General features: G+C 41.8%; 29 protein-coding genes. 14 read left to right on the forward strand and 15 right to left on the reverse strand.

Going from position 1 to position 26,156, the window contains the following annotated elements; genetic code table 11:
- The first annotated feature begins 98 nt into the window (after nucleotides 1–98).
- On the forward strand, nucleotides 99–938 hold the full coding sequence (locus C0V70_RS06450) for an NAD(P)H-hydrate dehydratase (protein WP_158649596.1): 840 nt from the start codon (nucleotides 99–101) through the stop codon (nucleotides 936–938).
- Here the strand turns inward: C0V70_RS06450 and C0V70_RS06455 are convergent.
- Both C0V70_RS06455 and C0V70_RS06460 read right to left on the reverse strand, forming a co-directional pair.
- Nucleotides 919–2,712: a C1 family peptidase gene (locus tag C0V70_RS06455; RefSeq protein WP_102243051.1), complete on the reverse strand. Its 1,794-nt coding sequence runs from the start codon at nucleotides 2,710–2,712 to the stop codon at nucleotides 919–921. The two genes, C0V70_RS06450 and C0V70_RS06455, sit on opposite strands and share 20 nt — an antisense overlap.
- Nucleotides 2,713–2,714: 2 nt before the next feature.
- Nucleotides 2,715–3,107, reverse strand: coding sequence for a hypothetical protein (locus tag C0V70_RS06460; protein ID WP_102243052.1), 393 nt, complete (start codon nucleotides 3,105–3,107; stop codon nucleotides 2,715–2,717).
- Between the two features lie 81 nt (nucleotides 3,108–3,188).
- Here C0V70_RS06460 and C0V70_RS06465 point away from each other — a divergent pair, with 81 nt between their 5' ends.
- The 4 genes from C0V70_RS06465 (at nucleotide 3,189) to ahpF (ending at nucleotide 7,271) form a co-directional block, all read left to right on the forward strand.
- Nucleotides 3,189–4,127, forward strand: a complete 939-nt coding sequence (locus C0V70_RS06465; protein WP_102243053.1) for a hypothetical protein — start codon at nucleotides 3,189–3,191, stop codon at nucleotides 4,125–4,127.
- Between the two features lie 94 nt (nucleotides 4,128–4,221).
- The gene (locus C0V70_RS06470) at nucleotides 4,222–4,851 is read left to right on the forward strand and encodes a nucleotidyltransferase family protein (protein WP_102243054.1); all 630 of its coding nucleotides are present in this window, start codon (nucleotides 4,222–4,224) and stop codon (nucleotides 4,849–4,851) included.
- A 201-nt stretch (nucleotides 4,852–5,052) separates the two neighbouring features.
- Nucleotides 5,053–5,622 carry an alkyl hydroperoxide reductase subunit C gene (gene ahpC, locus C0V70_RS06475; RefSeq protein ID WP_102243055.1) on the forward strand — a complete coding sequence of 190 codons (570 nt, stop codon included), beginning with the start codon at nucleotides 5,053–5,055 and terminating at the stop codon, nucleotides 5,620–5,622.
- Between the two features lie 89 nt (nucleotides 5,623–5,711).
- Nucleotides 5,712–7,271 carry an alkyl hydroperoxide reductase subunit F gene (gene ahpF / locus C0V70_RS06480; RefSeq protein ID WP_102243056.1) on the forward strand — a complete coding sequence of 520 codons (1,560 nt, stop codon included), beginning with the start codon at nucleotides 5,712–5,714 and terminating at the stop codon, nucleotides 7,269–7,271.
- Between the two features lie 155 nt (nucleotides 7,272–7,426).
- On the opposite strand, the gene C0V70_RS06485 is transcribed toward ahpF, so the two are convergent.
- Complete coding sequence (locus tag C0V70_RS06485) at nucleotides 7,427–7,621, reverse strand: hypothetical protein (RefSeq protein ID WP_102243057.1); 195 nt, start codon at nucleotides 7,619–7,621, stop codon at nucleotides 7,427–7,429.
- A gap of 212 nt (nucleotides 7,622–7,833) precedes the next feature.
- On the opposite strand from C0V70_RS06485, the gene C0V70_RS06490 reads away from it, so the two are divergent.
- From C0V70_RS06490 to C0V70_RS06500, 3 genes are all read left to right on the forward strand, one after another.
- Nucleotides 7,834–8,712 (forward strand): polysaccharide deacetylase family protein, encoded by an 879-nt coding sequence (locus C0V70_RS06490; RefSeq protein WP_102243058.1) that lies wholly within the window; start codon nucleotides 7,834–7,836, stop codon nucleotides 8,710–8,712.
- A gap of 73 nt (nucleotides 8,713–8,785) precedes the next feature.
- Nucleotides 8,786–9,124, forward strand: coding sequence for a winged helix-turn-helix domain-containing protein (locus tag C0V70_RS06495; RefSeq protein WP_102243059.1), 339 nt, complete (start codon nucleotides 8,786–8,788; stop codon nucleotides 9,122–9,124).
- 2 nt (nucleotides 9,125–9,126) lie between these two features.
- Nucleotides 9,127–9,351: a hypothetical protein gene (locus C0V70_RS06500; protein WP_102243060.1), complete on the forward strand. Its 225-nt coding sequence runs from the start codon at nucleotides 9,127–9,129 to the stop codon at nucleotides 9,349–9,351.
- Here C0V70_RS06500 and C0V70_RS06505 read toward each other — a convergent pair.
- Nucleotides 9,348–9,749 (reverse strand): cell envelope biogenesis protein OmpA, encoded by a 402-nt coding sequence (locus tag C0V70_RS06505; RefSeq protein ID WP_102243061.1) that lies wholly within the window; start codon nucleotides 9,747–9,749, stop codon nucleotides 9,348–9,350. The genes C0V70_RS06500 and C0V70_RS06505 overlap by 4 nt on opposite strands.
- A gap of 116 nt (nucleotides 9,750–9,865) precedes the next feature.
- On the opposite strand from C0V70_RS06505, the gene C0V70_RS06510 reads away from it, so the two are divergent.
- Entirely contained in the window at nucleotides 9,866–11,140 is a 1,275-nt protein-coding gene (locus tag C0V70_RS06510; protein WP_102243062.1) for an MFS transporter, read from the forward strand.
- Here C0V70_RS06510 and C0V70_RS06515 read toward each other — a convergent pair.
- Nucleotides 11,137–11,877 (reverse strand): sterol desaturase family protein, encoded by a 741-nt coding sequence (locus C0V70_RS06515; protein WP_102243063.1) that lies wholly within the window; start codon nucleotides 11,875–11,877, stop codon nucleotides 11,137–11,139. The two genes, C0V70_RS06510 and C0V70_RS06515, sit on opposite strands and share 4 nt — an antisense overlap.
- Nucleotides 11,878–12,026: 149 nt before the next feature.
- On the opposite strand from C0V70_RS06515, the gene C0V70_RS06520 reads away from it, so the two are divergent.
- Nucleotides 12,027–13,187 carry a serine hydrolase domain-containing protein gene (locus C0V70_RS06520; protein ID WP_208107808.1) on the forward strand — a complete coding sequence of 387 codons (1,161 nt, stop codon included), beginning with the start codon at nucleotides 12,027–12,029 and terminating at the stop codon, nucleotides 13,185–13,187.
- 42 nt (nucleotides 13,188–13,229) lie between these two features.
- Here the strand turns inward: C0V70_RS06520 and C0V70_RS06525 are convergent, their stop codons facing one another.
- The 4 genes from C0V70_RS06525 to C0V70_RS06540 all read right to left on the reverse strand — a co-directional run bounded on the left by C0V70_RS06525 (nucleotide 13,230) and on the right by C0V70_RS06540 (nucleotide 17,203).
- Complete coding sequence (locus C0V70_RS06525; protein WP_102243064.1) at nucleotides 13,230–13,616, reverse strand: hypothetical protein; 387 nt, start codon at nucleotides 13,614–13,616, stop codon at nucleotides 13,230–13,232.
- Nucleotides 13,617–13,706: 90 nt separating this feature from the next.
- Nucleotides 13,707–14,423, reverse strand: coding sequence for a murein L,D-transpeptidase catalytic domain family protein (locus C0V70_RS06530; protein WP_102243065.1), 717 nt, complete (start codon nucleotides 14,421–14,423; stop codon nucleotides 13,707–13,709).
- Nucleotides 14,424–14,566: 143 nt separating this feature from the next.
- Nucleotides 14,567–15,940: a UdgX family uracil-DNA binding protein gene (locus C0V70_RS06535; protein WP_158649597.1), complete on the reverse strand. Its 1,374-nt coding sequence runs from the start codon at nucleotides 15,938–15,940 to the stop codon at nucleotides 14,567–14,569.
- A gap of 6 nt (nucleotides 15,941–15,946) precedes the next feature.
- Entirely contained in the window at nucleotides 15,947–17,203 is a 1,257-nt protein-coding gene (locus C0V70_RS06540; protein WP_102243067.1) for a putative DNA modification/repair radical SAM protein, read from the reverse strand.
- Between the two features lie 219 nt (nucleotides 17,204–17,422).
- On the opposite strand from C0V70_RS06540, the gene C0V70_RS06545 reads away from it, so the two are divergent.
- Nucleotides 17,423–19,003, forward strand: coding sequence for a HAMP domain-containing methyl-accepting chemotaxis protein (locus C0V70_RS06545; protein WP_102243068.1), 1,581 nt, complete (start codon nucleotides 17,423–17,425; stop codon nucleotides 19,001–19,003).
- Nucleotides 19,004–19,017: 14 nt separating this feature from the next.
- Here the strand turns inward: C0V70_RS06545 and C0V70_RS06550 are convergent, their stop codons facing one another.
- The 3 genes from C0V70_RS06550 to C0V70_RS19195 form a co-directional block, all read right to left on the reverse strand.
- The gene (locus C0V70_RS06550) at nucleotides 19,018–19,413 is read right to left on the reverse strand and encodes an MAPEG family protein (protein ID WP_102243069.1); all 396 of its coding nucleotides are present in this window, start codon (nucleotides 19,411–19,413) and stop codon (nucleotides 19,018–19,020) included.
- Between the two features lie 71 nt (nucleotides 19,414–19,484).
- Nucleotides 19,485–19,775 carry a hypothetical protein gene (locus C0V70_RS06555; protein ID WP_133566753.1) on the reverse strand — a complete coding sequence of 97 codons (291 nt, stop codon included), beginning with the start codon at nucleotides 19,773–19,775 and terminating at the stop codon, nucleotides 19,485–19,487.
- Between the two features lie 88 nt (nucleotides 19,776–19,863).
- Nucleotides 19,864–21,258, reverse strand: a complete 1,395-nt coding sequence (locus C0V70_RS19195) for an OmpA family protein (protein ID WP_158649598.1) — start codon at nucleotides 21,256–21,258, stop codon at nucleotides 19,864–19,866.
- A 109-nt stretch (nucleotides 21,259–21,367) separates the two neighbouring features.
- Here C0V70_RS19195 and C0V70_RS06565 point away from each other — a divergent pair, with 109 nt between their 5' ends.
- From C0V70_RS06565 to C0V70_RS06575, 3 genes are all read left to right on the forward strand, one after another.
- The gene (locus tag C0V70_RS06565) at nucleotides 21,368–21,703 is read left to right on the forward strand and encodes a hypothetical protein (RefSeq protein WP_102243072.1); all 336 of its coding nucleotides are present in this window, start codon (nucleotides 21,368–21,370) and stop codon (nucleotides 21,701–21,703) included.
- 18 nt (nucleotides 21,704–21,721) lie between these two features.
- On the forward strand, nucleotides 21,722–22,453 hold the full coding sequence (locus C0V70_RS06570) for a TerC family protein (RefSeq protein WP_102243073.1): 732 nt from the start codon (nucleotides 21,722–21,724) through the stop codon (nucleotides 22,451–22,453).
- Between the two features lie 74 nt (nucleotides 22,454–22,527).
- Complete coding sequence (locus C0V70_RS06575; RefSeq protein ID WP_102243074.1) at nucleotides 22,528–23,484, forward strand: hypothetical protein; 957 nt, start codon at nucleotides 22,528–22,530, stop codon at nucleotides 23,482–23,484.
- Here C0V70_RS06575 and C0V70_RS06580 read toward each other — a convergent pair.
- From C0V70_RS06580 to C0V70_RS06590, 3 genes are read right to left on the reverse strand one after another with little or no spacing between them, the layout of a single operon-like run.
- Nucleotides 23,468–24,301: a glycosyltransferase family 2 protein gene (locus C0V70_RS06580; protein ID WP_158649599.1), complete on the reverse strand. Its 834-nt coding sequence runs from the start codon at nucleotides 24,299–24,301 to the stop codon at nucleotides 23,468–23,470. The genes C0V70_RS06575 and C0V70_RS06580 overlap by 17 nt on opposite strands.
- Nucleotides 24,302–24,327: 26 nt before the next feature.
- Entirely contained in the window at nucleotides 24,328–24,996 is a 669-nt protein-coding gene (locus C0V70_RS06585; protein WP_102243076.1) for a YceI family protein, read from the reverse strand.
- An 18-nt stretch (nucleotides 24,997–25,014) separates the two neighbouring features.
- Nucleotides 25,015–26,148 (reverse strand): Gfo/Idh/MocA family protein, encoded by a 1,134-nt coding sequence (locus C0V70_RS06590; protein WP_102243077.1) that lies wholly within the window; start codon nucleotides 26,146–26,148, stop codon nucleotides 25,015–25,017.
- Between the last annotated feature and the right edge of the window lie 8 nt (nucleotides 26,149–26,156).

Raw genomic sequence — 26,156 nt, forward strand, 5'->3', positions numbered from 1 at the left:
TTTGTTTTTTATATTATTATACTCTCAGAGTAGGGATTTGGGAAAAGCACATACTTACTAATCTCGAAAGTTTGGGTATATTTCTTGTAGGAGTAGAAATGGCAGAGAAAATAGCACAAAAAACCCTACTGAAATCAATACCAAAGCGTAAAACCCTCTCTAACAAGTCAGATGGCGGGGTGGTGCTTGTTATAGCAGGGGGGGCCAAGTTTATGGGAGCGGGTCTATTAAGCGCTCTGGCGTGCACGCGTAGTGGTGCTGGTTATACTCATTTAATGACAGATTTAGTTCGTTATCCATGGGTCAAGTTTCCGGATTTTATTATTCATAAATTTTCCCTGGCCACTTTGAAAAAGCACCAAGAAAGCGTTATTGCTATAGGGCCGGGACTAGGGACGGAAAAAAGCAAGGTCAGTTATGTGCGTACGCTTTTAAAAATGAAGGCCGAAAGAGTGATTCTCGATGCAGACGCGCTCACTATTGTCTCGCAAATGAAAATAAAAAAACTTCCGGCCTCATGGGTTCTGACTCCCCACGAAGCAGAATTAGCGCGGCTGCTACATGTGCCAGTTAGAAATGTTAAAAATAACCGCGAATATTATTTAAATGAAGCCCATCGCAGATTCGGGTGTGTGATTGTCCTTAAAGGGCATGAGACCCTCCTGGCATCTAAGGGAAAAATAACTTATGCCTCATTTGGTTCAGTGGCCCTGGCCAAGGCGGGGACAGGAGATGTTCTCTTGGGAGTGATTGCGGCCCTTCGCGCCCAGGGACTCGAAGCTTACCCAGCAGCTGCTTTAGGGGTGCTTATTCATGGAACGGCCGCGAAAGACTGGGAGAAAAAAGGCAATGACCATCTGGGGTTAAGACCAACGGATCTCATTGATCAGATTCCCCAGACGATTAAGCGTTTAAGATCTACTGCGAAAGGTAATTGATATTATCCAGGTTCATAAAAAGTTTTTCTTCATCCATCCAGATTTTTCCGTCTTCAATTTCGTAGGGTTCACCCGGGATATTCCACGTCGGGCCCCAGGAGTTTTGGGCCAGGTACTGAAGTTTGTTGTTTTGACAACGGTAACCAATCATAGTGATAGCATGGAAGCCATGGATACCAGTATTTGAACATGTGTTGAACTTGGTGCTCGAATTCTCCTTATGGAAATCATACTCAGGCTGATTCCAGAACTTTGTACAAATATCCAAACCGACAGCTTTTTTATCTTTAATACTAGCAAACATCTTTTGACGATTTTGAGATACAGTCTTAATAAATTTTTCTTTCGGCCCCTCTGGAGTGAAATCATCAGAGTCGAAAAGAATACGGTTTGTTTCACATTTTAAATTTTCCGGGATCGTGACACGTTTTTCAGGAGCGCAGTCCTTGGCAATTAATGAAAGAAGGGCGTCATCGTATTTTAGCCCGGCCTTAGAGGTAATAAAGTCGACAAATGCACTCATATCGCTGAATGTCTTTTCAGGAAGGACTCCGGCGAGGTCTGAAGCTCTTTCAATCAGCTCTGAGTAATTACAAAGAACAGCATCGGCCTTGGCCTTCTCTTGAAACTCTTTTCTATCTTTAAAGTAGGTGAGGACATTCTGTGATTTGCAATCATCAAATTTACCTAAGGCAATGCGGTTATATTCAATTTGCATTGCATTTTTATCTTCAGGACTCATTGATGAAAGAATCTCTTTAGCAAATTTGTCTTTCTGTGTTGCAGGCGTCTTGGATTTATCCAGCTGTTTCATAAACGCGGTGAGATTACTTTCAAATTTCTCATAACCATCTTTGTTGGCAAAAAAACCATCCATCGCTTTGAACATTTTCTGGCGGTGTTCATTCAAGAAGATGAAATTGATTTTACTGCTGTTGTTAATTGTGCTGACTGAAATATACCCCAGTCTATCAAAGCCCTGACAGGCCGGACCTGCGCTGGAATTAATGCGGTTTTTTGATATACATTCCGGGTGAGCGTTAAGAGCACGGGTGATACTGTTAGTGATTAAACGCTCAAATTTATCTTCGTCTTTTTTTGAACACTTTTCAGCAAAAAAAGAATCGCTGGAATTTTTAACGAAACTTCTAAGAGCACTGGAAAAGCGGTCAGCTTCTTCTCTTTTGGCCTTCAGGTCCTTATCACCAGATTCAAAAGCGAACCCAAATTGTTTTTGATAGCTATTCATATAGCGTGAAGCTTTAGTCAGTGAGGCTTCTTGTTTATGAGCGCCGTCTTGAAAATTTCCACTTTCATTAAAGAAACTGTGTTCCAAGGCGACATCTTCCGCTTTACAAAGAGAGCCGATACCTGATTTTTTTTGCCTCTCGAGAGCGGCATTGATGGTTTGACAGGCAAATCCTCCGCGGATAGCTGAGCCAGCTTCTGGGATAGTGGCTCCTGCATCATTCTTTTTATCGAGAGTGTAGAGGTTATTTCCTTTTTCTCTTTCGTCTACCAGAGACTTATCGTTGGTGTAATAAAGGCCAAGGTTTAAGTAAGAGAGATTCGGATGATTTGGAATCACCGACTGTAAAAGAAGTGAAGATTGATTGGCATAGCAACTTCCCACTCCATCCTGGTCTTGAACTGCGGCCTTTGCCAAAGGTCCATCGCCCTGATCTAGACGGACAACTTCACCCTCAGGAATCCCTCCGCAATCAAGGGCGTGGGTATTGAATGAAAGAGTTAAAAGTAAAAGGGCAATTTTCATAACTAATCCTTCAGTAGTGATCCAAGATAAATGGCTACGATCATTGAACCATCTTCAAAACGGCAAAAAGAGTTCTCATTATTTTTTTGATCTTTAAGCATTACTACCTTTTGTTTTAAAACATCTTTGCAAACAACAGCTCCGGGGTTTTTTCCTCCTGTTGAAGAACGAAGTGGTGCTTTAAAAAACTTCTTCTTTTTTAAGATTTGAGCGGCTTCACATTTTGATTTATCAAGTAAGACATCATCGTTAAAACAATTCTCAGAAATTAAAATTCCACTTGATGGTTGATAACTCATCAGATAGTGATCATCGCCCTGACTCCAAATTTGTTTGGTTAGCTCACTGGCCTCTACCTGCAATGAAAAAACTGAGAAAAATAGTAGTATTTTCATAAAAACCTCTGGCTTTATTATAAAGGAATTGAGAAAACTTACCTGCTAAGGTCAGAAATTCCATTAAGAGAAACTTAAGATATGTCAGAGACTATTCATAATAATAAAAAAGTTGAAATCATTGGAGACTATGGTGCATCTCTTTCTATCATTGAAGTAGGATTGGGCTCGCTACTGCATGCTTTTCACGTTCCGTTTTCTGGAGTATTTCTCTCACTTAATCAGGGCTTTATTCTTTGTCGAGCAACTATTTTATCCCAGGAATTTCCTGATAATAATTGGGTGGCCTACAATATCTCGAATGTCTCTGCTGTTTTAAAATCACTTTCGCCTGCGGGAAAAAAATTGGGACCGATGCTCAGCTTAAGTATGCAGGGGCTTCTTTTTAATATCGGGGTAGCTTCCTTAGGGGTAAACCCGGTTGGCCTTTGTTTTGGAATGGCCTTACTTTCGTTATGGTCTTTCATTCAACCTCTGGTGACGTATTATCTTTTTTTTGGCGATAAACTCTTTAGTGCAGCTGAATACCTTTTTGAAAAAACTCTTCCATATCACAATTTAAAACCAGAAAATCTTTTGTACATCTTCCTTGCTTTAGTTGTGACCAAAATGCTCATGGCGTGTGCACTTGCTGTTTTGGCATGGCGTATTCGTGGGAAAACAATCTATGGAAAAAATTATGACGAAGAGCTTATTCGCATGGCACGAGAAAAAGGTGTGGGTGTAGGTGATCATAGAGTTGTGCCCAAGAATGCAGCATGGCTCGCCTTCAAAGATTTATTTCGCCCTCTTTTTTTAGTCTCGCTTGCAATGACAGCGGCCTTCCTTTATTTTTCGCAGAGTGATTACGCGCAAATTGGTTGGTATCTACTTCGACCTATCGCTATTGGATTCATTTTCTTTTATGTGTCGCGTACATTGACTATTGATCGTTGGTTGATGCGTTTAGAAAACGGAAGATTCCACTCTTTCAGCTTAGGATGCCAAACTGCCCTGGCAAAAATCCGAAATTTTGTCTGAGAAGAAACAAGTTTAAGTGGTTTTTATTTACTCCATCATGTACCGTAATTGATGTTTTGGTGTTCAATTTTTAAGAATAAAAAGAGGGCCTCCAATGTCTACTCATGTAAAAGTGTCGTGTTTACTTTTATGCGCGGGAAAAAGCACGCGTACATATCCTGCTCATAAACTTCTGCTTAAGCTCGGAGACCAGACCCTTCTTAGAAGAGTGGCCGAAGAAATAGAATGCACTAAGTTTTATGAAGTCCTGGCCATCACTGGTCATGACCACTTGATGATTGAAAAAGAATTGCGAGGTCTTCCTTTAAAAATTATTCATAACGAGCATTATGAACGCGGGATTCATTCTTCTGTCAGAGAAGGTATTTTACATCTTAGTCCTGAGACCGATTACTTTGCCATCTGCCATGCAGACCAGCCGATGCTCACTTATCAGGATTATAATAAACTTATTGATGCTGCTCAAAGTGCTGCTGCTGGAACGAAGTTGATTTATCCTTCTTTTCACGGCAAGCGTGGTTACCCAGCTCTCATATCTATGTCACTTATCATGGAGATTTTAGACCATCATGACAGTGATGAAGAGTGCTTTTATCTTTTTGAGCGGTATCGGTCTCAGGCATTGGCCGTAGAGATTGATGATGAGTTGCCTTTTTTAAAAGTTGAAACCCCTCAGATCTTTGATCAGATAAAGTTTCATATCAGTAATCAACTCGACAAATAGTAGAAAAAATGATAAGGTGAAAACACTCAAAAAGGCGTGAAAATGCTATGTGCTTTTAGCCCTTTACCAATGAAAGCCCATAGATTTGACCTATCGCTAAAGAATTAAAATCAATTATCTCTATTTTAAAAAACACCGTAGAATGATCAAGAGAATTTAGTTTCTTGTTCAATAACCATTGTATTCAAAAAGGAGAAAAAAATGGCTGCAACATTAATCAACACTAAAGTTACTGATTTCAAAGCACAAGCTTTCGTAAATGGTGACTTCAAAACTGTGACTCAAGACGATCTAAAAGGAAAATGGTCAATTTTCTTTTTCTACCCAGCTGACTTTACTTTCGTATGTCCAACTGAACTAGGGGACATGGCAGATAAATACGCTGAATTCCAAAAGCTAGGTGTTGAAGTTTACTCTGTATCTACAGATACACACTTCACACACAAAGCATGGCACGACACTTCTGAAACAATCAAGAAAATCAAGTACCCAATGCTTGCAGACCCAACAGGTCACCTTTCAAGATTCTTCGGTGTTCACATTGAAGAAGAAGGCCTAGCTTACAGAGGAACATTCCTTGTGAACCCAGAAGGAATTATCAAACTTGCTGAGATCAACGACAACGGAATCGGAAGAAACGCTGACGAACTAATGAGAAAAGTTCAAGCGGCTCAATACGTTGCTGCTAACCCTAACCAAGTATGTCCAGCTAAGTGGACTCCAGGTGCAGCTACATTAAAACCAGGATTAGACCTAGTAGGAAAAATCTAAGAATTGAGATTTTACCTTAATAGAGGTGGGAGAATGCTCTCCCACCTCTTTTTCTCTCGAACTATAAAAAGGAATTTAAAGAGGACGTTATGTTAGACAACAATATCATCGAGCAATTAAAATCAGTTTTCGCCAAATTAGAAAAAAATGTAGACTTAGTTTACAGCGAAAGTGACCACGCCGATCAAAAAGACCTGGTCAACATGCTAGAGCAGGTTGCAGGAACTTCAACTAACATCACGGCCAAGCCAGCAATAGGTGATCACAAAGCACCTTTTCCTCAGTTTCATTTAGAATACGCCGGGAAAGCAAACGGTATTACGTTTAAAGGTATCCCGAGCGGACATGAGTTCACATCGCTGATCTTAGCGATCCTAAACTCAGACAATAAAGGGAAATTCCCTGATGAAGCGATTTCAAGCCGTATGAAAAAACTAAAAGGACCGGTTGAAGTCAGAACTTATGTTTCACTGACATGTGAAAACTGTCCGGATGTTATCCAGTTCTTAAACCAGATGGCCGTGATTCACGGAAACTTTAAGCACACGATGATTGACGGGCAATACACTCAAGAAGAAATTAAAACACTAGGTATCCAAGGGGTGCCAAGTGTAGTGGTCAACGATAAAATGATTTATTCTGGCCGCTTAAATACAATCGACCTGCTCTCTGCACTGGAAAAAGCTTTTGGTGTTCAGGAAGTAACAGGCGAAGTGATCAGCCAGGATTTAGGCGAATATGATGTTGTCGTTGTTGGTGGTGGACCTGCTGGTGCTTCTGCCGCGATTTACTCTGTTCGTAAAGGTCTAAAAACTGCGATGCTGGCAGAAAGAATCGGAGGTCAGGTCCAGGATACAAAAGGGATCGAAAACCTTATTGGTGTAAAATACACAGAAGGTCCACAGCTTGCGGCCCAACTTAACCAGCACATTGCAGAGTACCCAGTTAAAGTTTTAGAACACAGACGCGTTCAAAACGTTATCTCTGAAGGAAAATATAAAATCGTCCATCTGGAAGGTGGAGAAGTGATCAAAACAAAAGCACTGATTGTCGCAACTGGTGCCAAGTGGAGAGAGCTCAACATTCCAGGGGAAAAAGAATATATCGGCCGCGGAGTCGCTTTCTGTCCTCACTGTGATGGCCCATACTACAAAGGTAAAAAGATTGCCGTTGTTGGTGGTGGTAACTCAGGTGTTGAGGCCGCAATCGATCTTGCTGGTATCGTAAAAGAAGTTGTCTTGTTTGAGTTCAATGATACGTTAAAAGCAGACCAGGTTTTAGTTAATAAACTGAAGTCTCTGCCAAACGTTTCAATCGTGACTGAAGCCCGCACATCTCAAGTATTAGGGGATGGAGGAAAGGTTATCGGACTTGAGTATGAAAACAGAAAGACAAAAGAAATGATGAAAGTTGATTTGGACGGAATCTTTGTTCAGATCGGTCTTCTGCCAAACTCAGGATTTGTAAAAGATGTTGTTGAAACAACTAAGTTTGGTGAGATTGTTGTAGATAATAAAGGTAGAACAAATGTTCCGGGTATCTATGCCGCTGGAGACGTCACTACCGTTCCTTATAAGCAGATCATTATTGCCATGGGCGAGGGAGCGAAAGCTGCTCTGGCCGCATTTGAAGATCAAATGTTAGCGTAAAATCTGAAAGACTGCTCCAATGGAGCAGTCTTACTCTTCTTGCAGATGTAAAAAGATGAACTTATTTTTTAAGAGTTCAGATTTTTCTCTCGCGTCTATTAGCTCATTTGAGCTTTTCAATAAAAAGGCCCTCGTTTGCGAGGGCCTTTTCTTTTTTATCTTCCACGTACGTTTCCATTTCCACCTGGCAGTCGTGGTTGGCTTGGGCCGGCAAAGCTTGATGTTGAGAGAGCAATGAGCAAGAAAGCAAAGATGACTGCAATCCAGTTTTTTTCTGATGACGATGATGAAGTTTTCATCATGCGGTTTGTGTTGATTGACTGCTCTAGGTGAAATGATGATCCGTACATATTGTTCTCCTTTTTGATTTGTTGGGAGGAGGTATTTCAAGGGGGAGGCCAAAAATAGATGAAGTCATTTCAAAGACTTTTGGTTCGCTAATCGTGCTTAGTGTTCTCCTAAGGAAATGAACTGTTCTTATGCGAGAACATGTCAGAACCCTTTTATTGACAAGGAAAGCAGAGGACAGAAGAATGGAAAGTAATTAATCAAGGATGATGAAATGAAATTTTTACTGGTATGGGCCTTAATGGCCTTGCAAGCTCACGCTCAATCTCTGGACGAAAAACAATTCCCCAACCCTGGCCAAATCTACATCCCCGGAAAAGACACCGGTTTTTCTCAATACCTAACCAAGTCCCTAAGAGGCACTAAAAAAGTCGTTCTCACATTCGATGATGGCCCTGATGCGACAACCACTCCAAGACTTTTAGACACGTTAAAAAAGTATAATGTCAAAGCGACCTTCTTTCTTTTAACCGGCAACATCGATACTAAAACCTTACCTGTCGTCAAAAGAATGATCGCCGAAGGCCATAATATCGCGAGCCACCACCACAATCACATCAGCTCAGATACAAAGACAGAAGCCGTCTATAGAGCAGAATTAAAACAATCGATCTTGATGACATCTAAATTGATCGAAGAAGAAAATGCACTCAATAGAGAAATCTATTACCGTTTTCCTTACGGAGCTTACGGTTCAAAAACAAGAGCGTATCACCATCTCAATGTTATGAAGGACGTCTCTAACGAACTCTTTCGTGACAACTGTATTAACTTTGCTTTTTGGGATATCGACACCGTTGATTGGCTGGCCGACATGACCCCGGATGATATCGCTCAAAATGTTATGGCCAACATTTTTGGTGGAACAGGTTACGACTTTAAAAAGAATTCAAATGGCACTTACTACAAAGTTAAAATTAATATCTCAAAACCTCTAGGCGGAGGAGTGGTGCTGATGCACGATGTGCACGCGCGCTCCGTGGACTCAGTTCCAAAACTTTTAGAGAAGTTTAAACAAACAGGTGTAGAAGTTCTGCCGATTCAGGAAGTTGAAGAGTTCTCATATAAAGGGAAAGAGTGCCGGTTGATTTAAGACCTTGAAATGACGTGGTCTTAATACTGGGAAGACCAGTAGTATTACTGGTATAATCAGTATAGAGGTGTCTATGCTAAATACTATTTTTGGAAGTCAGATCGCTCAAATGATTATGCTTCTTTTATATCGTTATGAAGAAGTTTACGCCTATGAGATTTCACAAGGCCTCAAATTAAATTTACGAGGCGTTCAAGAGCAATTGGAAAAGTTTGAAAATGCTAATTTATTGGTATCCAGGACTGTTGGCCGAACTCGTCTTTATTCCTTCAACGAGCAATCTTCTTTTGTTAAACCTCTAAAAGATTTAATTGAGGTTGAATATAAAAAGCTATCCGAAGCAGATAAGAAGAAAATTTTTACAAAACGAATGAGACCCAGAAGAGCAGGAAAGGAAATAATCAATGAGTAATTTTGATTATAAGAACTGCACTATCGAAGAGCTTTGGAAATTGTAGCATCTCACCTAGAGACAGAAGAAATAAGTATTTTCTTTATAAAGATCAGGATGCTTTTGATGCCGCTATCAGTGTGGGCAAAGAGCGCGAATTTGTCGTAGCGAAAGTTGAAAAATTTTGCGATGAAAATAAATTTCCAGAGGTCTTTAAAAAATTTATGGAAGAGTTAAAAAGAAGTTAATCCCAACCAATCACATGATAGCCTTTATCCGCTAAACACTGATTGACGTAACGGCGTTTAATTTCATCCGGTGAAAGCGTTCCAGAAACCGCACCACCGGCACCACCAATCGCAGCTCCTTGAGCAAGTCCACCACCAATATCACCGGTAAAGGCTCCAGCGACGGCACCCATTGCTCCACCAACCATCGCTCCAAAACCTGCACTTTTAGCAATCTTCTTTCCTTCAGAAGAATCCAGGTAGGTTTCAGCGTCTTTGATACATCGATCTATGTCTGCTTCAGAGGCGACTTTTCCTTTTGTTCTCAATGTATCATTGGGATAAAGCTTTGGTCTTGATGCACAAGATGTGAAAAAGAAAAGGACAGCAAGTAACAGGGTGATTTTTGATGTTTTCATACTCTTATTATAAGAGAAATTAAGGAGCGTTTAAACAATTTATACTTGTCATTTTTGCTCTCCCATAGGAGACTGCCGGCTTAATATTTACCTGCAAATATTCAAGAGATTCTACTATGAAGCAATCGCGCTTTGCCCGTATTTTGACTCCTACGGTTATTATTTCGGCCCTAGGTTATTTCGTCGACATGTTCGATATTACTCTTTTTGGTGTTGTCCGCGTCGGTTCGATGCAGGCCCTGGGAATCACTTCAGTTGAAGAAATGATTCAAGTGGGTGTGAAGCTCTACAACTGGCAGATGGGGGGAATGCTTCTTGGAGGTATTTTCTGGGGAGTTCTTGGAGACAAAAAAGGCCGCCACACAGTTTTATACGCTTCAATTCTTATGTACTCACTCGCAAACATCTTCAATGCGTTTGTCACTGAAGTTTGGCAATACGAGGCCCTGCGCTTTTTAGCAGGTGTTGGTCTTGCTGGAGAGTTAGGTGCAGCGGTTACACTTGTTGCTGAATCACTTAACAAAGAAGACAGAGGTCTGGCGACAACTCTCATTGCCACACTTGGTATGACGGGAAGTTTATGTGCGGCCTTAGTTGGAAAGTACTTTGCTTGGAATCACGCTTACCTTATCGGTGGGATCTTAGGACTTCTTCTTCTCGTTGCGCGCTTTAAGAGTTTTGACTCTGAAATGTTTAAGAAACTTAAACATTCAAATGTTAAACGTGGAAATTTAAAATTACTTTTTGCTCCAAAAAGAGCTGTGCTTTACATGAGTGCGGTTTTAGTAGGGGTGCCTATTTATTTTATTACAGCGATTCTTATGACTTTAGCTCCGGAAGTGACAAGTGAGTTAAGTTTAAAAACTCCAGTGACGGCAGCTGACGCTCTTATTTATGGATCAATTGGTCTGGCCGTAGGGGATTTAGCAAGTGGTCTTCTATCGCAGTGGATGAGATCGAGAAAGAAAGCTATCGGGTTTTTCCTGGCAACAGCACTTACTCTGATGATCATTTACATGAATGCTCATGGAGCAAGTGACACATTCATTTACCTTCTATGTTTCCTTCTAGGGACATGTGCAGGGTACTGGGCGGTTCTTGTTACGACAGCTGCAGAGCAATTCGGAACAGATATCCGTTCAACAGTAGCGACAACAGTTCCAAACTTTGTCCGTGGATCGGGGATGATTATTGCAACGTCGTTCTTAATCATTAAGCCGCATTTTTCTATCGTTCAAAGTGTTCTTTTAATTGGTGGGGTTGTTTTTGGTTTAGCTTTCCTTGCCCTTTTCCTAATGAAAGAGACTTTTGGACGCGACCTGGATTTCCTTGAAGATGGTGAAAAAGAAACTGAAACAACTTCAGACTTAGAACCAGAACTAGCTAACTAGATACCAATTAATTCTTTCCATTCTGATTTTTTATCACTCTTCACACCCAGCTCATAATCAGCTGGGTGTGTTTCAGGGTCCACATAAGTTCCAAACATTCGATCCCAGAAAGAAAAAATCGTCGCCAGGTTCTTTAACCGCCTGCCGTTTGAAGCGTGGTGAAGGCGATGCACTCTTGGTGTCACTAAAATCCATTCAACCCAACGGTGGCCGATTCTAGCGTTAGTGTGCTGATAGAAATTGGTAATAAGCCCGAATGATAAATAGAAGAAAAGCTCACCGCTTGAAAGATTAAAAAGCACAATCCCCACAGTCACGCGCGAAAGGATAAATGAAACGTAGTGGCCAAAGCTCGCTCGCAGTCCGGAAAACCAATAAAGGTTTTCTACGCGATGGTGGTGAACGTGCGCCTTCCAGTACCAACTGTACTTGTGCATGTAATAGTGAATCCAGTAATTTAAAAAGTCGGTGATCAAAGTTGCCAAGGCAATTTTTGTGAAAGAACCCAGCTCATGAAGAGGGGCCAGGAGACTTAAGTCCAGGGTGCGGTAGTAATGAATCAGCGGTGTCGAAATCAGGACTCCACAAAGAGATAAGAGCATAAAAGCGATAACATCTTTGCCGAATTCCTGTTTGCGTGTCAGGCTCCTGTCCGGCCATAGGTATTCGGCCAGGTGAAAGAGACCACCTAGGGCGATAAAAACCATGTTCAACATCAGTGAATGCTCTGAATTCATAGCTTAAAGTCTAACAGAGAACCAAACCTGATACAACTGAGCGCGCTTAATAACTTCCATGTGCCTAAGTCATAAAAAAAACTTATTTCGAAATGTTTTGCTAGGGGATTTCAAGAGGACTATATAGCTTTTTGGAGGAATTTTTTTTCGTGAAACTACTGATTCTTTTTGCCCTTATGGCACTCTCATTTCAAAACACTTTTGCCGACACTTTGGAATCAAGGCTTGATAAGGCCATTACTTTGGGGCTGGATGAAAAGCGTATTGTTGGGGCCGTGGTCATGGTTAGCCGTGATGGAAAGCTGGTCTACAATAAGGCCCATGGATTTTCAGACCGTGAAGCTAAAACTCCGATGACGACAGATTCACTTTTTAGATTAGCTTCAATCACAAAACCTATTGTGACTGTTGCTGTGTTAAAATTAATTGATCAGGGAAAAATCAGGATTGATGACTCCGCTTCAAAGTGGATTCCTGAGCTGAACAAAGAAATCACCATCCGCCATCTCTTAACTCACACGGCGGGACTTAATTATACATTTTTTGAAGTGCAAGATGGGCCCTATCACACACTCCGCGTTTCAGACGGCCTGGATAAGGCCGATATCACGCTGGAAGAAAATATCAAGCGCATCGCTCTAGCACCTCTTCTTTTTAAACCAGGAACTCAATGGAGCTACTCGCTGGCGACAGACGTCTTAGGAGAAATCCTGACTCGTATTGAAAAAAAAGAATTGGGAGCAATCATAGAAGAGCAGGTTTTAAAACCTTTGCAGATGAATGACTCTGGATTTTTTGCTAAAGATGCAGAGAAGCTCACTGCAGCCTACGTTGACGCTAAACCAGAACCAAAACGCATGGCCGAGACAGAGAGATTTAAATTTGCGGCCAGTGAAATCGTTTACTCACCGGGAAGGGCCTTGGATAAAAAAGCGTATCCATCTGGTGGAGCTGGGATGGTGGGAACACCGGCCGATCTTTTAAAATTTTTCGAAGACCTGCGCACAGGCTCAACTCTCTTGAATAAAAACTCACATGAAGCTCTGACCACTAATCAAGTGGGAAGTCTCAACGTTGATGGCCCTGGGTGGGGGTGGTCGTTAGGATTTAAAGTTCTAACTGATGCGGACGAGGCCAAGTCTCCTATGGGAAAAGGAAGCTACGAGTGGGGTGGAGTTTGGGGACACACTTGGTGGGTCGATCCGGCCAATAAGCTGACAGTGCTTATTTTAACCAATACAGCTGTCGAAGGAATGAGTGGTAAGCTTCCGTCCGACATAAAAAAGGCAGTTTACGCCGACGATGACTAAGATAAGCTGGTAAAAAAGTGCAAAATTAATGTCGTAAGGTATTTAGTTTTCCCAACCAACAACTTGATAACCTTTATTCACTAAACATTGATTGGTAAAATTTCTTCTGACTTGCTCTTCCCCAGACAAACGCGAACGTCCACCACCTGTTCCTACACCTAATCCGATTCCAGAGCCACCTGTTCCAAAACCAAATCCAACTGATGTGCTGACACTACCGGGATTAATGCTGTCTTTGAGTTTTTTCCCTTCTGGAGTTTTAAGATAATCTTCTGCTTCTTTTAAGCATTGATCGATGTCTTGTTTGGAAGCATCCGGACCGCGGTCTTTGGCCACTTGATTCGGGTAGAGTTGAGGCCTTGAAGGCGTTGAAGAGCAAGAGGTGATCAGTGCAATAGAGAATAACAGAGTGACTAATGATTTCGTCATGGGAACATCCTTGTTAACGCCCCTTTGTCGGACTCTCTTATTTTATCGTTTTCCTAGGGAATTTACCACTCAACGAAGGCCCTACATTCGTTAGCCATCGGCAAAAATAAGTGTCCCGCCTTTGATCATGTCGATTACTTGAGTTGAAAAGTTTTCATCTAGTGCCGGGCACCCATAACTGCGGCCCATTTTTGGAAGAAAAGAATTTACGTAAGAAGCACCATGGATGACGATGGCGCGCTTTCTTGCATTAGAGTTGGTGCTGGAGAGACCATCAAGGCGAAGAGAGTAACCGTGCTCACCATAATATGTTTCAGCAGTGAGATAAAAACCAAGAGAGCTCATAAGCGAGCCATTCGTATTGGAGAACTTTGTAGCGTATCCATCATAGTCTGGGTCAGAGTTTTTCCCATGGGCGGTAAGATACGGTTCAACTTCACCTGATTCCATATCGATGAGATAAAATCTTTTTTTACCGCTGTGTTGTTTGAAATCAATCACCACCATGTAGCGCTGATTTTTTATGATCGCCAGATTGGCATCGTAGAAAGCGACGGCCTTTTCTAAAAGAGGAGAAGGAACTAATTTATCAGGATCGAGATGAGAGTATTTTTCTTCTATCTCTTGTGCCTCTTCGTCAGTCACCGGATTATCGGGAGGGATAACGACTGGGTAAGTGACGACAGTGCCTGAACCATCAGTTCCTTCTTCTCCAATATCAGGACGCTTCGAACCGCTGGCAAAAGCAGCGGCAGATAAAAGAAACGAAAGAGCTATGAAACTAGCTTTTAAATTAAAAGGCTTCATGCCTTCACCCCTTTATAAATGAACAGAATTTATAAAATGACTTCCTGTAATAACTAGAAGTGCAGTTGGGGTGCCAAAATATGAAATAAAATTATTTTAAAAAAGCTGTGTTTTTGAACTCAAGATGTCACCGAAAGAGTTGCTCAAATATTTTTCAAGGCCATGATGTCCCCGAGGAATCTCGTCTCAAGGTGCATTTTTTCTTCCGGGTCTTGCGTGCGTAAAATAGCAGAGGGATGGGGGAGAATAATTGTCTGATCACAAAATGCTGTTTTAAAAATTTTTCCGTGAGAGTCGTGCACTTTCATGAGTTTTCCAAAAACTGATTGAGCGGCACTGGCCCCAAGGCAAACAAGAATGCGCGGTTTTATCAATTCCAATTCTGACTTCACCCATGCCCTGCAGGCCGAGATTTCAAAAGAAGAAGGATTCACGTGTTTTCTCATTCCATTGTGTTCTTTCCATTTAAAACCTTTAACTGCGTTGGTGAGATACACATCGCTGCGCTTGATGTCCGCCTTATCGAGCGCATCCATAAAAAGTTTTCCAGCAGGACCCACAAAAGGTGATCCGGCCATGTCCTCTTCATTTCCAGGTTGCTCACCGACAAAAACAATCTCCGCGTCCATTGGCCCCTCGCCAAAGACAGGAGCGGTTGCTTTGCTACATATAGAGCAGGCAGCGCAGTTAATGATAGCGGCTTTCAATTCTGAAAGAGAGCTCACATTTTCTTGAATTAAACTCACTGCCGATGCTCTTTGAGATTCGTAAAATTCTTCCAGGCGCTTTGGGGCTTGTCGCAGAAGATCATCAATGATTGATGCCTCCGGGAGAGTGGCCCAGTGGCGGACCGGTAATTCTTTTTTCATCGCCTTTACTTTGATTCGTGCGGGATTGAAGATGGAGCCATAATACGTTTTCCATAGTTCCTCCGTGTGGTCGAATGCCAGGGCTTCCTGTTGTGTGATTCCAGGCCCGAAAGTAAGTTGGTTGTTGATCCAGCTCATAGATTCATCTTCAGTGAAGATGACCCAGTTCATGCCGTTAAAGCGATCTGTAAAAAATGGAGCAGAAAATTTAAGCACACGATGATCAGGACGGTGCCAAGCCATGTAAATTGATTCGTCATTCTTTTTAATCTCCTTAAATCTGACAAAAGCTTTTACTTTGTGCAAATCACGGCTGACGAGTCTCATACGTCTATGAAATTCGAGCACGTCTGTATCGAGAGCAACACTCATGAGGTGTTTGTTTTCATAAATCAAGCGAAAGGCGAGCCTGTATAACAAGGCCCACGTTGTATCATCTCTAAAGGCCGAGACAAAGGCCGCATCCTGCATAAAGCTTTGCGGTATACTTAGCTGAGCAGGTGATGGTCGATGATCAGCTGACATAAGATCAAACAAAGATCCAGTACCAGAAGTTTTCCAAACAATGTCGTCGTAATGAACTTTTTCAGAAAGCAAACTCCTTGCATATGTTCTCCACGAATCAAATGTCGGTTCGATTGTGGCCACCTTCAATTAAAATTCTCCTGTCACGCTTTCTTTGAAACTCGAAAATAAGTCGAGTTGTACGTGAGTCTCCGGGCCTTGGTGCTTGCCAAAATGTAGTGAGTCTAGCTGAGATAATGGAGGGGTGTAATCAGCTGTGACTACATATGGCCTGATTTTGTCTAAATGCACGCGCATCTTCGCCAGATCAGTTAGACGAATTTTCTGGAAGGTTCTGGTCGCTAGGATTTTATCTACATTGCGAACACCCAGGCCCGGGATACGCAGGAGAATATGTTTTGGTGCTGAATTTAAATCGACTGGAAACGTTCCGCGGTTTCTAATGGCCCACGAAAGTTTCGGGTCGCGATCTAAATCAAGCTCTGGATGATCAGTTGGAAGGACTTCATCCACTTTAAAACCATAGAAGCGCAGAAGCCAGTCTGTTTGGTACAAACGGTGTTCGCGGATCATTGGTGGTTTGACTAACGGAAGATTTGGGTCACTGTCTGGAATTGGACTAAAAGCGCTATAGTAAACGCGTTTTAATTGATAATTCCCATACAAGTCAGAAGCTTTGGTCATGATGTCTCTGTCTGTGCTTTTTGTCGCACCAACAATCATCTGAGTGCTTTGGCCTCCAGGAGAATATTGAGGGGCTTTCTTAAAAAGTTTTTTCTCCTCGATATTCTCCACAATGCGACCTTGAATCTGCTCCATTGATTTTTCAATCTCGGTGTGTGTTTTAGCTGGAGCAAGATTGGTCAAATCTTTTGGGGTTGGAAGCTCAATATTGGCGCTTAAGCGGTCTGCATACAGACCTGCTTTATTTAAAAGCTCTTGTGAACAACCGGCCACGGCCTTTAAATGAATGTAGCCGCCAAACTTGTGATCGACGCGAAGGCGGCGGGCCACTTCAATCATTTCTTCCATTGTTTCATCTGAGCTTCTGGCCACACCCGAACTCAAGAAAAGCCCTTCGACATAATTTCTTCTGTAGAAGTCCATTGTGAGGTTGACGATTTCATCCACAGAAAACTTCGCGCGTTTGATTTGGCTCGAGATACGATTTACGCAATAGCTGCAGTCGTAGATACAAAAGTTGGTTAAAAGAATTTTTAAAAGAGACACGCATCTTCCATCTGGGGTGAAGCTATGGCAGATACCTGAGCCTTCCAAATTTCCGATTCCACCGCGTGCCGCTTTTCTGTAAGCACCACTTGAAGCACATGAGGCATCGTATTTGGCGGCGTCGGCGAGAATTGAAATTTTGTCTTTTAGTTCCATGTCTTGATGCTAATCAGATTTCCAAAAAAGAAAAGCGTAATTTTTGCGTAAGTTTTATTTTGTCTATAAAATTGACAAGTTAGGCATGCAAAACAAGCTTGTCTAACGCTCGCCTAATCCTGTTTAGTGATTCTTAGACGAATAACCTAAAGAGAACCTTAAAAACTATCGAGAAGTATTCCGAACCATTTTGGCTAATTTTTAAACAGGGGTTTGGTTATGTGGAATACTTTGGGACTGAGAACTAAGCTGCTTTTTCTATGTGGAACGCTGCTCTTTTTTACTGTTGTAGTAGGTGGAGTTAGCTATTGGGGGATTAACAAAATGGATGAAAGTCTTAGTAAACTTTCAACCGTGAGCATTCCCAATATTAAGTCAGCAGACAATATGTATTTGTATTACAGCAAGATTCGTATTGCCTTAAGAACGCTGGGACTTCCGGGCATTTCAAAAGCAGAGGAAGAGGCATCTGTGCAGGCAGTGCTTGATCTTATTGGCATGTATGAAAAAGAAAATAAACACTACAGGGAAACGCCTTTTTCTCCTGGAGAAAAAGAGCTCTATGCGCAGGTTGAAAAAGACTGGATTAATTTTAAAAACATCGGAACCCGAGTTTTAGCACTTCAAAAATTAGGAACAGCAGAAGATAAAGAAAAAATCCTGGCGATCTTTCTAAAAGATTGTCCTGAGGCCGCTGCAGCTTACAACAAAAGTATTCTTGCGCTTGTTTCTTTTCATGAAGACAACGCCAATAAGTGGATTGCAAAAGGAATGGGAGAGGCAAGCTTCATCAAGCTCCTGCAAAACGCAATAATCGTTGGAGGTATTCTTTGTGGTTTCCTCGTCGGGTATTACTTTGCCAGATCGATTTCAAAACTGTTGCATGAAATCTCTGACAGTTTGAATGAAGGCTCTGATAAAATTGCTTCATTTACCAGTGAAATTAGTTCTGTAAGTACCAGTTTATCGGCAAGTATCACTCAACAAGCGGCGGCCTTACAACAAACAACGGCAGCGGTTGAAGAGACGAGCGCGAGTGTTGTCAGCAACGCAGATAACGCTAAAAAATCAGCTGAAGTTTCTGAGCACAGCAAAGAGAGTGTTCATGTTGGGAAAGTGGCCGTTGAAAATGTGATGAAGGCCATTGATGACATCTCAGCTAGCATTATTGAAATTAAAGATGAAATTGAAAACAGCAATAAAGAAATCAGTGGAATCGTAACAATTATTAATGAGATTGGAGCTAAAACAAAAGTTATCAATGAAATTGTTTTCCAGACAAAACTCCTCTCTTTCAACGCTTCGGTTGAAGCGGCAAGAGCTGGAGAGCACGGAAAAGGATTTGCGGTTGTTGCCGAAGAAGTTGGAAACCTGGCAGCGATGAGTGGAAATTCAGCTAAAGAAATTACTGACCTTTTAGAAAACAGTATTCGTCAGGTTGAAGCGACAGTTGAACATTCAAAGAGTCGTATTAGTGCTCTGATGGAAGCGAGTAAGGTTAGAGTTGTCACGGGAACAGAAACGGCCCAAAAGTGCAGTGAAGCTCTGGATGAAATTATTTCTCATGTTAATAACGTTAATATCATGGTTAATGAAATCTCATCAGCGAGTAACGAGCAATCTCAAAGTATCCGAGAGATTACAAAAGCTATGAGTGAGATCGATAGTGCTTCTCACCAAAATAGTTCGGCTTCACAATCGGCCCGCGAATCGGCCAATCACTTAGGTGAACAGGTTGATGATTTCCGAGGATTGGTCATCAGACTCAATACATTTATTGAAGGAAAGAAAAGCGCTTAGGCGCTTTTCTCCTTTTAAAGCAGTGCTGAGAAAATCATCAGCAGCCCGACTAGCGAAACTACCCAAATCAGAGTTCTCGCCCCAATTATGCCAAAAGCATAAAAAGGTACATAAATGAGTCTCGCCCAGAAGTAGAGTTGGGCCCCGAGAGTCGTCGTGGCATTTGCCATTCCAGTGACCTGAACAATTAAAGTAGTAGCGATAAAAAAAGGAAACGTTTCCATAAAGTTTTTAAACGCTCGATCAAGTCTTCCGGCGATTCCCGAAAGGGGGGGAATGGGGTTGTCTCGGGAAGAGAGGTTCCATTGGAGACCGCGCTCTTTAGTGGTCATTGCAGCGGCCAGTAAGAGTTGGATTATTCCAAGGATGCACGAGTAAAATAACATTTTCATTTCGGATGATAAAACCATAGGATTCTCTTATTTTAGGAATTCTTCTTATGAAGAATTTTAAATTAAGGATATGCAAATCAAAGGCCTGCTTAGAGGTCGTCTTTGCTCTTAACGGGTCTAATCGTGTAGATTACTTCGTTGACTTGGCCTTTGGTTTCTTCTTTTGAAAGCTCTTCAAGAATGTCTTTTTCTGACAGACGAACCAGTTCATCTGTTAATTGACGGACAATCTCTTTTTGCTGATGGCGGTCTCTGCGGTTTTTTTCCTGAGGAGTGCGTTTGCCTTTTTTTTTGTCGACAAGCCCTTTTTGAATGTCCTGAATGTCATTGGCGTTTGTGAATGGATCCAGGTTTTTTTTGTGTTTAGCTTTCTTCGACATCCATAAATGATACTGCATTTATAGATCAGAAGATATGGTTTTTTAGCCAAAAAGCCCCGTGGGTACGGGGCTTTCGTGGTTATTATTCTTAAAGCTCAGTGCTTTGAGGTTTGATGACGATATCGACACGGCGGTTTTGTGCTCTACCATCTGCAGTCTTATTTGTTGCTAGTGGTTTTTGGTATCCATAACCCACAGCTTCAATTTTAGCAGAACTCTCAATTCCTCCACCGCTAGACTGCAGGTAATCCTTAACAGCTTGAGCGCGGTTTTGAGAAAGGCGATCGTTTACTTTTTTTCCACCAACAGAGTCAGTATGTCCTTCAATCGTGACTGCACTTGAACCGAACTCTTCCATAACTTTTTGAACTTTGTTCAGTAATGGTTTGTTTCTTTCAGTGATCGTTGCTTTTGAACTAGGGAACTCCATTCCTTTTAGGCGGATTAAAAGAGCGTCACCTTGTTTATAAACTTCGGCCTCACTAGGATCAAATTCCTTCCTGGCAGTTTCATATTTTTCATTCAGTCTTTTTTGTGCTTCATAAGCTTCTTTTGTCATCCCAAGAGAAGCGGCAGCAGCAGCTGTGGCATCTTTTTGTCTATCAAGAGCACTTTGAGTTGTTTGTAGTTCATCATTAACCGTTTCAAGTTGGCTTTCTTTTGCTGCAACTCGCATTTTCTCTTGTTCAATCATAAGGGCCAACTCTTCTGGTGGAAGATTTTTTTGATTTTGAGAAATACGGTTAATGTTTACAGCGTGCTCAACAGCAATGCTGGTTTCTTTAGCACGGGCCTCGATTCCTGATGTGTTATGGCGGTTTGCTGTAATGTAGGCTTCAGTATCGGCATAGCTTTTTTCAGCAATGGCCAGCGTTCTAGGAGCGTACTTTTGAGCTTTTTCTTTTTTAGCTGTTTTAATTCCTTCACGGCTTCCTTTAAGGTGTTTTTCTTTAATCGCTTTTAGCTCTAAATCTAAATAATGTTTTTGCAATTCAGAGCGCTCTTTTGGGATACCACTTAATTTATTTTTTTCGATATCCTTAGTAAGATCGGTGAAATCTTCGTCAGCATTTTTAAAATCTTTTCCAAAGTAGCTTGGGGCACCTGCAACGACAGCAGCTTCTCGGGCCGCGATGACATCTTCAATGTTATTGCGTGCCACTTCTGCCACGGCATTGGCGTTATTAAGGTAAGCTTTCCCGAGGGCCACTTGATGAAGTGTGTCCTCGGCATCTTTTCCTTTCATATTCATTTTTTTTGCATCTTCTAGGGCCTCATGGGCCTCCTTAAAGTTGCGAGGTGAAAGAACGTTGACCTGATTTGACTCAGCAGTCTTAACTTCATTTTCCAGGTTCGTTATTTCCTCAGTTGGGTTGGCCGTTGCGGGGAAATCTTGGACAACGGGTTTTGAGCTACATGCTGCCGCCGCGGTAAGAACCGTCGCTAAAAGCAGAGTTTTTGGTAAGTTAGAAAGTGATGTCATGCATTTGTTCCTGTTAAGGTTAAAGTCACAACAAACAACTTTGCAAAGGTAATGCCGGCGCATAGAATAAAAGGCTAAAACACTTTAGTATTTCATGGAGGGATTCGTTATGAAAAAATTCGTTATCGCGCTTGCTATGGCGTTAACATCGAATGTGGTTTTTGCAGAAGAACTTTATTGTACTGTCAGCGTAAATATGGACACAGTGGCAGAAGTGCAATTTAAGGTAGAGCCAAAAACAAAAACAGCTTACGTCATTGCCGATGATTTTTCTTTCTATATCAACAATAAAGGTGCAGGAAAGTTTGAACTGGAAATCTTCAACCTTGAAGGACCATCGAGATCTTATGCTGAAGGATATTTAAGAACAACAGAAGACACTCTTTCATGGACTCTATGGACGAGAGATTATCTTTTAGAAACTAGATGTGTATTGGCTCAATAATTTTTTTAGGAGAAATCAATGTTCGAACTGACCAATGAAGTGTTAATCGCTCTTGTCACTTTAACGGCCATGGAAATCGTTCTGGGAATCGATAACATCATTTTTATCGCTATCCTTGTAGGACGTCTTCCAGTTGAGCAGCAACCCAAGATCAGAAACCTTGGTATTGGCCTTGCGCTTGTTATCCGTATTTTATTATTATTCTCAATCAGCTGGATCATGACTTTAAAAGAGCCGCTTTTTGCGGTTTTTGGACAAAACTTTTCGGGACGCGACCTCATTTTATTAGGCGGGGGTCTCTTCTTAATTGCCAAGTCTACTTTTGAAATTCACCACAAAGTTGAAGGAGACCCTGAGCACGCTCTTCCTGAAGATGCTAAGTCGAAAAAGAAGGTGGGGGCAGGCGCTATGCTGGCCCAGATTCTGGTGCTGGATATTGTCTTCTCTTTAGATTCTGTTATCACTGCCGTAGGAATGGTAAGCCAGGTCGGAGTCATGGTTGTGGCCATGGTGATCTCGATGGTGGTTATGCTTCTTTCTGCTGGTAAGATCAGTGCTTTCGTAGAAAAGCACCCGACAGTGAAGATCCTTGCCCTGTCTTTCCTGATTCTTATTGGGGTTATGTTAGTGGCCGAATCAATGGGACAACATGTTTCGAAAGGTTACATCTATTTTGCGATGGCCTTCTCTTTACTGGTTGAATCTCTTAATATTCGCTACAGAAGCAAACACCCTGTAAAAAACTCATAACCTAGTGCTAAAATGACACTTTTCCCTTATATTGCCGCTCATAATCTTGGGTGTGCGATATAAGGGGTAGTGTTATGGGACTTTCTAAAGTCTTCATTATAGGGCTGGCAGTACTTTCACAATCGGTTTTTAGTGCAGAAGTTGACCAATACAGCAGAAGGGATGAACCACTTAAAGACAGTGCTGAAATCGTCAATGCTAAGGCCAATGCGTCTATTATTAAATCAATTCAGGAAGCCAATGCAAAAGGGCAGGGCTGTAAAGAAGAAGTTCTCTATAAAGCGCTTCGCGGTCATTTCGCCAACCATCTCTCTGGCGAGTTGATCATTGATATTCTCAAAGACCCGAACGTTGAAAAACGTATCATCGGACTTGATGATTCAGTTTATCAGGACTGGACAGTATGGGATGGAATTGGAATGGGATTCACCATCTTTGCTAAAAAAGGCATCACGATGTCTGGCGTAATGAGAATCGGTGACCAGACTATTGGGACAGATAAATTAGAGCACATGTTTGGACAGGGTTTTAATTATTTCACAAAAAATTACCTGGACGAAAAAGGTGAAATCAAAGCAGTTAAAAAAGGAATCATTGGCGAGAAGTTTTTCTTGGGGGGAAACAAGATCGGCAATGGTGTATTTAGTTATGGAGACCTGGGGGCCAACTTTAACGGGATGAGGATGTGGAATCATATGCTTCAGCTTCGTGATGATGTCCTGGGCGTTGACCATAACATCGGGCCGTACATTGCTTGCCAAAACGATCAATGGGCCCAGGTAAAAGAAATCGATTTTAGAAATTATATTGATGATTCGATGGATGAGGCCATTAACTGCTCAAAGTTTCCAACTCAAAAAACGGCAGATAAATTTAAAGCGCGTTTAGAGAAGATGGGAACAACTTGTCCGGTAGACCAACGCCGCCTTGATGATATGGTTGTTAAATACCGTCAGATGGCCAAGTGGATGATTAACACTGATGGCATCGGCAAAGTTAAGTACACTGGTGAATTTAAAAATAAGAAATAGTGTCTTTTAAAAGCGCGCTGATTTCATCATGCGCGCTTTGATTTTGATGTTTCAGATAGCCTTTTAATAGGATCGCCGCTTTTTTCTCCAACACATTTTTAACTTGTTCTTTCTGCTCTAAAGAAAGTGAAGCCTCTTTAATCAGGCGGCAAAGGGATTTGATTCTCCAGTAGTCCATGGCCACAAACTTAGTTGAAAGCTGATCGTCATGCCCTCCATACTTAATAGTCAGAGGTTGTTCAATAAAACCTATCTCCTGGCCTGCTAAAATCTTTAACCAAAGATCGTAATCTTCACACACGGTAAAGCTTTCATCAAAACCATTATGCTTTAAAAAAAGTTCACGGCTTAAAATCACAGTGGAAGGAGAGATGAGGCAGAAGTCTAATGAGCGCGCAAAGAGGTTTTCGCTGCTCTTTTGGTGTTTGAGCTTAGGGTTGACTCTCACACCGTTTCTCACCCATATTTCTTCGCTGTGAAGAAAAGAGAGGTCTGGAGAGTTTTTTAAAAAGTTGGCCTGCAATTGAAGTTTTTCCGGTATCCACTCATCGTCGGAGTCCAGAAAAGAAATATAAGGCGAAGTGCTGTTTTTTACACCGAAGTTTCGGGCTGCGCTGACTCCGCGGTTTTCCTGGCGATGAATAACGACATTTGGGCGAGACTGGACTTGAACCAGCACACTAGCTGTCTCATCTGTTGAGCCATCATCGACAATATGAAGTGTAAAATCCTTATAGGTTTGATTGAGCACACTTTGAATGGCCCTCATTAAAACCGGAGCACGGTTAAAAGTAGGGATGATGACGTCTATTTGCATAGACGCCATCATAACATGAAGTGAGGTTATTTCGCCTCATAAAGTTTTTGGTTTCCACCGGGAACTCGGGTGTCTGATTCGATGGCCGAGACGTCAATCTCAATAAAAACATCTTTATTGATCATGACATCGCCTTCAACCTTTGGGCCCCAGTTCATTCCATAATCCATGCGGTTAATTTTCCCGGTCATGGCAAATCCTGCTCTGGTTTCTCCGTTTTTGGCCTTTTTTGTTCCGGTGTAGACCAGGTCAAAGACTTCGCGTTTTGTCTTCCCGTGAAGAGTAAGGTCTCCCGTCAATTTATACTTGTATGGGTCTGTCGTTTTTCCCACACGTGTAATGACGATATTTTCTAAAGTCATTGTTGGGTATTTGGTGACATCAAAGAAGTCTGCACTTTTTAAGTGATCATCTCTTTTATCAACGGCCGTATAAAGACTCGCTGTACGCACGATAAAGTTGGCATTCGTCATAAGATTTTGAGTGGGATCAAAATCAAAAGAGCCTTCAAAATTGTTAAACTGACCATGGATATTTGTTAGCATCATATGTTTTATCGTGAAGCCCACACGTGAATGTTCCTGGTCAACTCGGTATTCAATAGCAAAGGCCCGGTGACTAAAAAAAAGAATGATCACTGCCAAAAGGACGGCGAAAATTTTAAAGGCCGTGCTGGTTTTGTTGATCCTATACATCTTATCTCCTCGGTCGTGTTAATCTTTGCTCGGGCCCGTGGCGTGAAAGAGTTTTCTTTTTCTGACACCAGGTCGAATAATTTTTTGTTTCTGGGTTGGATACATTTGTTTGTGAACCGGGTCCAGAGAGACTGGTTGATTGCGGTGAATGGACTCTAAAATCGCCTGGATGATTTTGACATCGGCCGTTCCTTCGACGGGACCTGGCTCTGGTGTTTTGTTTTTTATAATACAGTCAGAAAAATAAAGAAGCTCGGCCGAGAACTGGTCGCGTTTTTTGTATTTTTTTGTCTGCTTTTTCATTTCACCACTGCGGGTTTGTAAAAAAGTTCTAAGTTCCATCGGCGTGGCGTAGTCATATGCATTTTCCAAACGGATGCGGCCTTTTTCTCCGATGATTTCATAATCAGAAGAATCATAAGCGCCAAAACTCACGGTGAAAGCGGCCAGTTTATCATTGGGAAAACGAAGAATGACCGAAGTCGTCTCTTCGGTGTTGATAAATCGTGGGTCGTCGCTTGTAACCGAAAGGCCCACGACTTCTATGGGTTCTGCCTGAAACAGGTAGCGGGAAGCATTGATACAATAAATCCCGATATCATATAGAGCGCCACCCCCAACAGAAGTTGGATTGAGGCGGATATTTTTTTTATCCTTTACCTGATAACTAAAAGAGGAATTAAAAAACTTCAGGTCGCCAAGAGTTCCTTGTCTGCACATCTTGATTGCTTCTAGGTTGGCGGCTTCAAAGTGCAGTCGATAAGCAACCATCATTTTGATGTTATGTTTTTTTGCCACCTGATCCATATAGAGGCAGTCATTGAGTGTGACGGCCATAGGTTTCTCACATAGCACATTGATCTTATATTGGGCCGCAAGTTCGACAATCTGGCGGTGGTGATCGTTAGGAGTGGCGATGTAAATGGCATCGATCTCCCTTTTCATAAAGCATTCTTCAAGGTCTTCAAAAAGATAAGTGTTTTTGACTTTGTATTTTTTAGCGAGGACTTTTAATTTTTGCTTGTCCTCAGAAATAAGAGTGGTGAGCACTGAGTTGCTGGAAGCATTTTTAAAAGCTGGAAGCACGGCCGATTGAGCTATATTTCCGAGACCTACAACTCCGTAACGGATCTTCTTGGTTTTCTTTTCCATGAAAACTC

The sequence above is a fragment of the Bacteriovorax stolpii genome, assembly GCF_002872415.1.
In the GTDB taxonomy this organism is placed as follows: domain Bacteria; phylum Bdellovibrionota; class Bacteriovoracia; order Bacteriovoracales; family Bacteriovoracaceae; genus Bacteriovorax; species Bacteriovorax stolpii.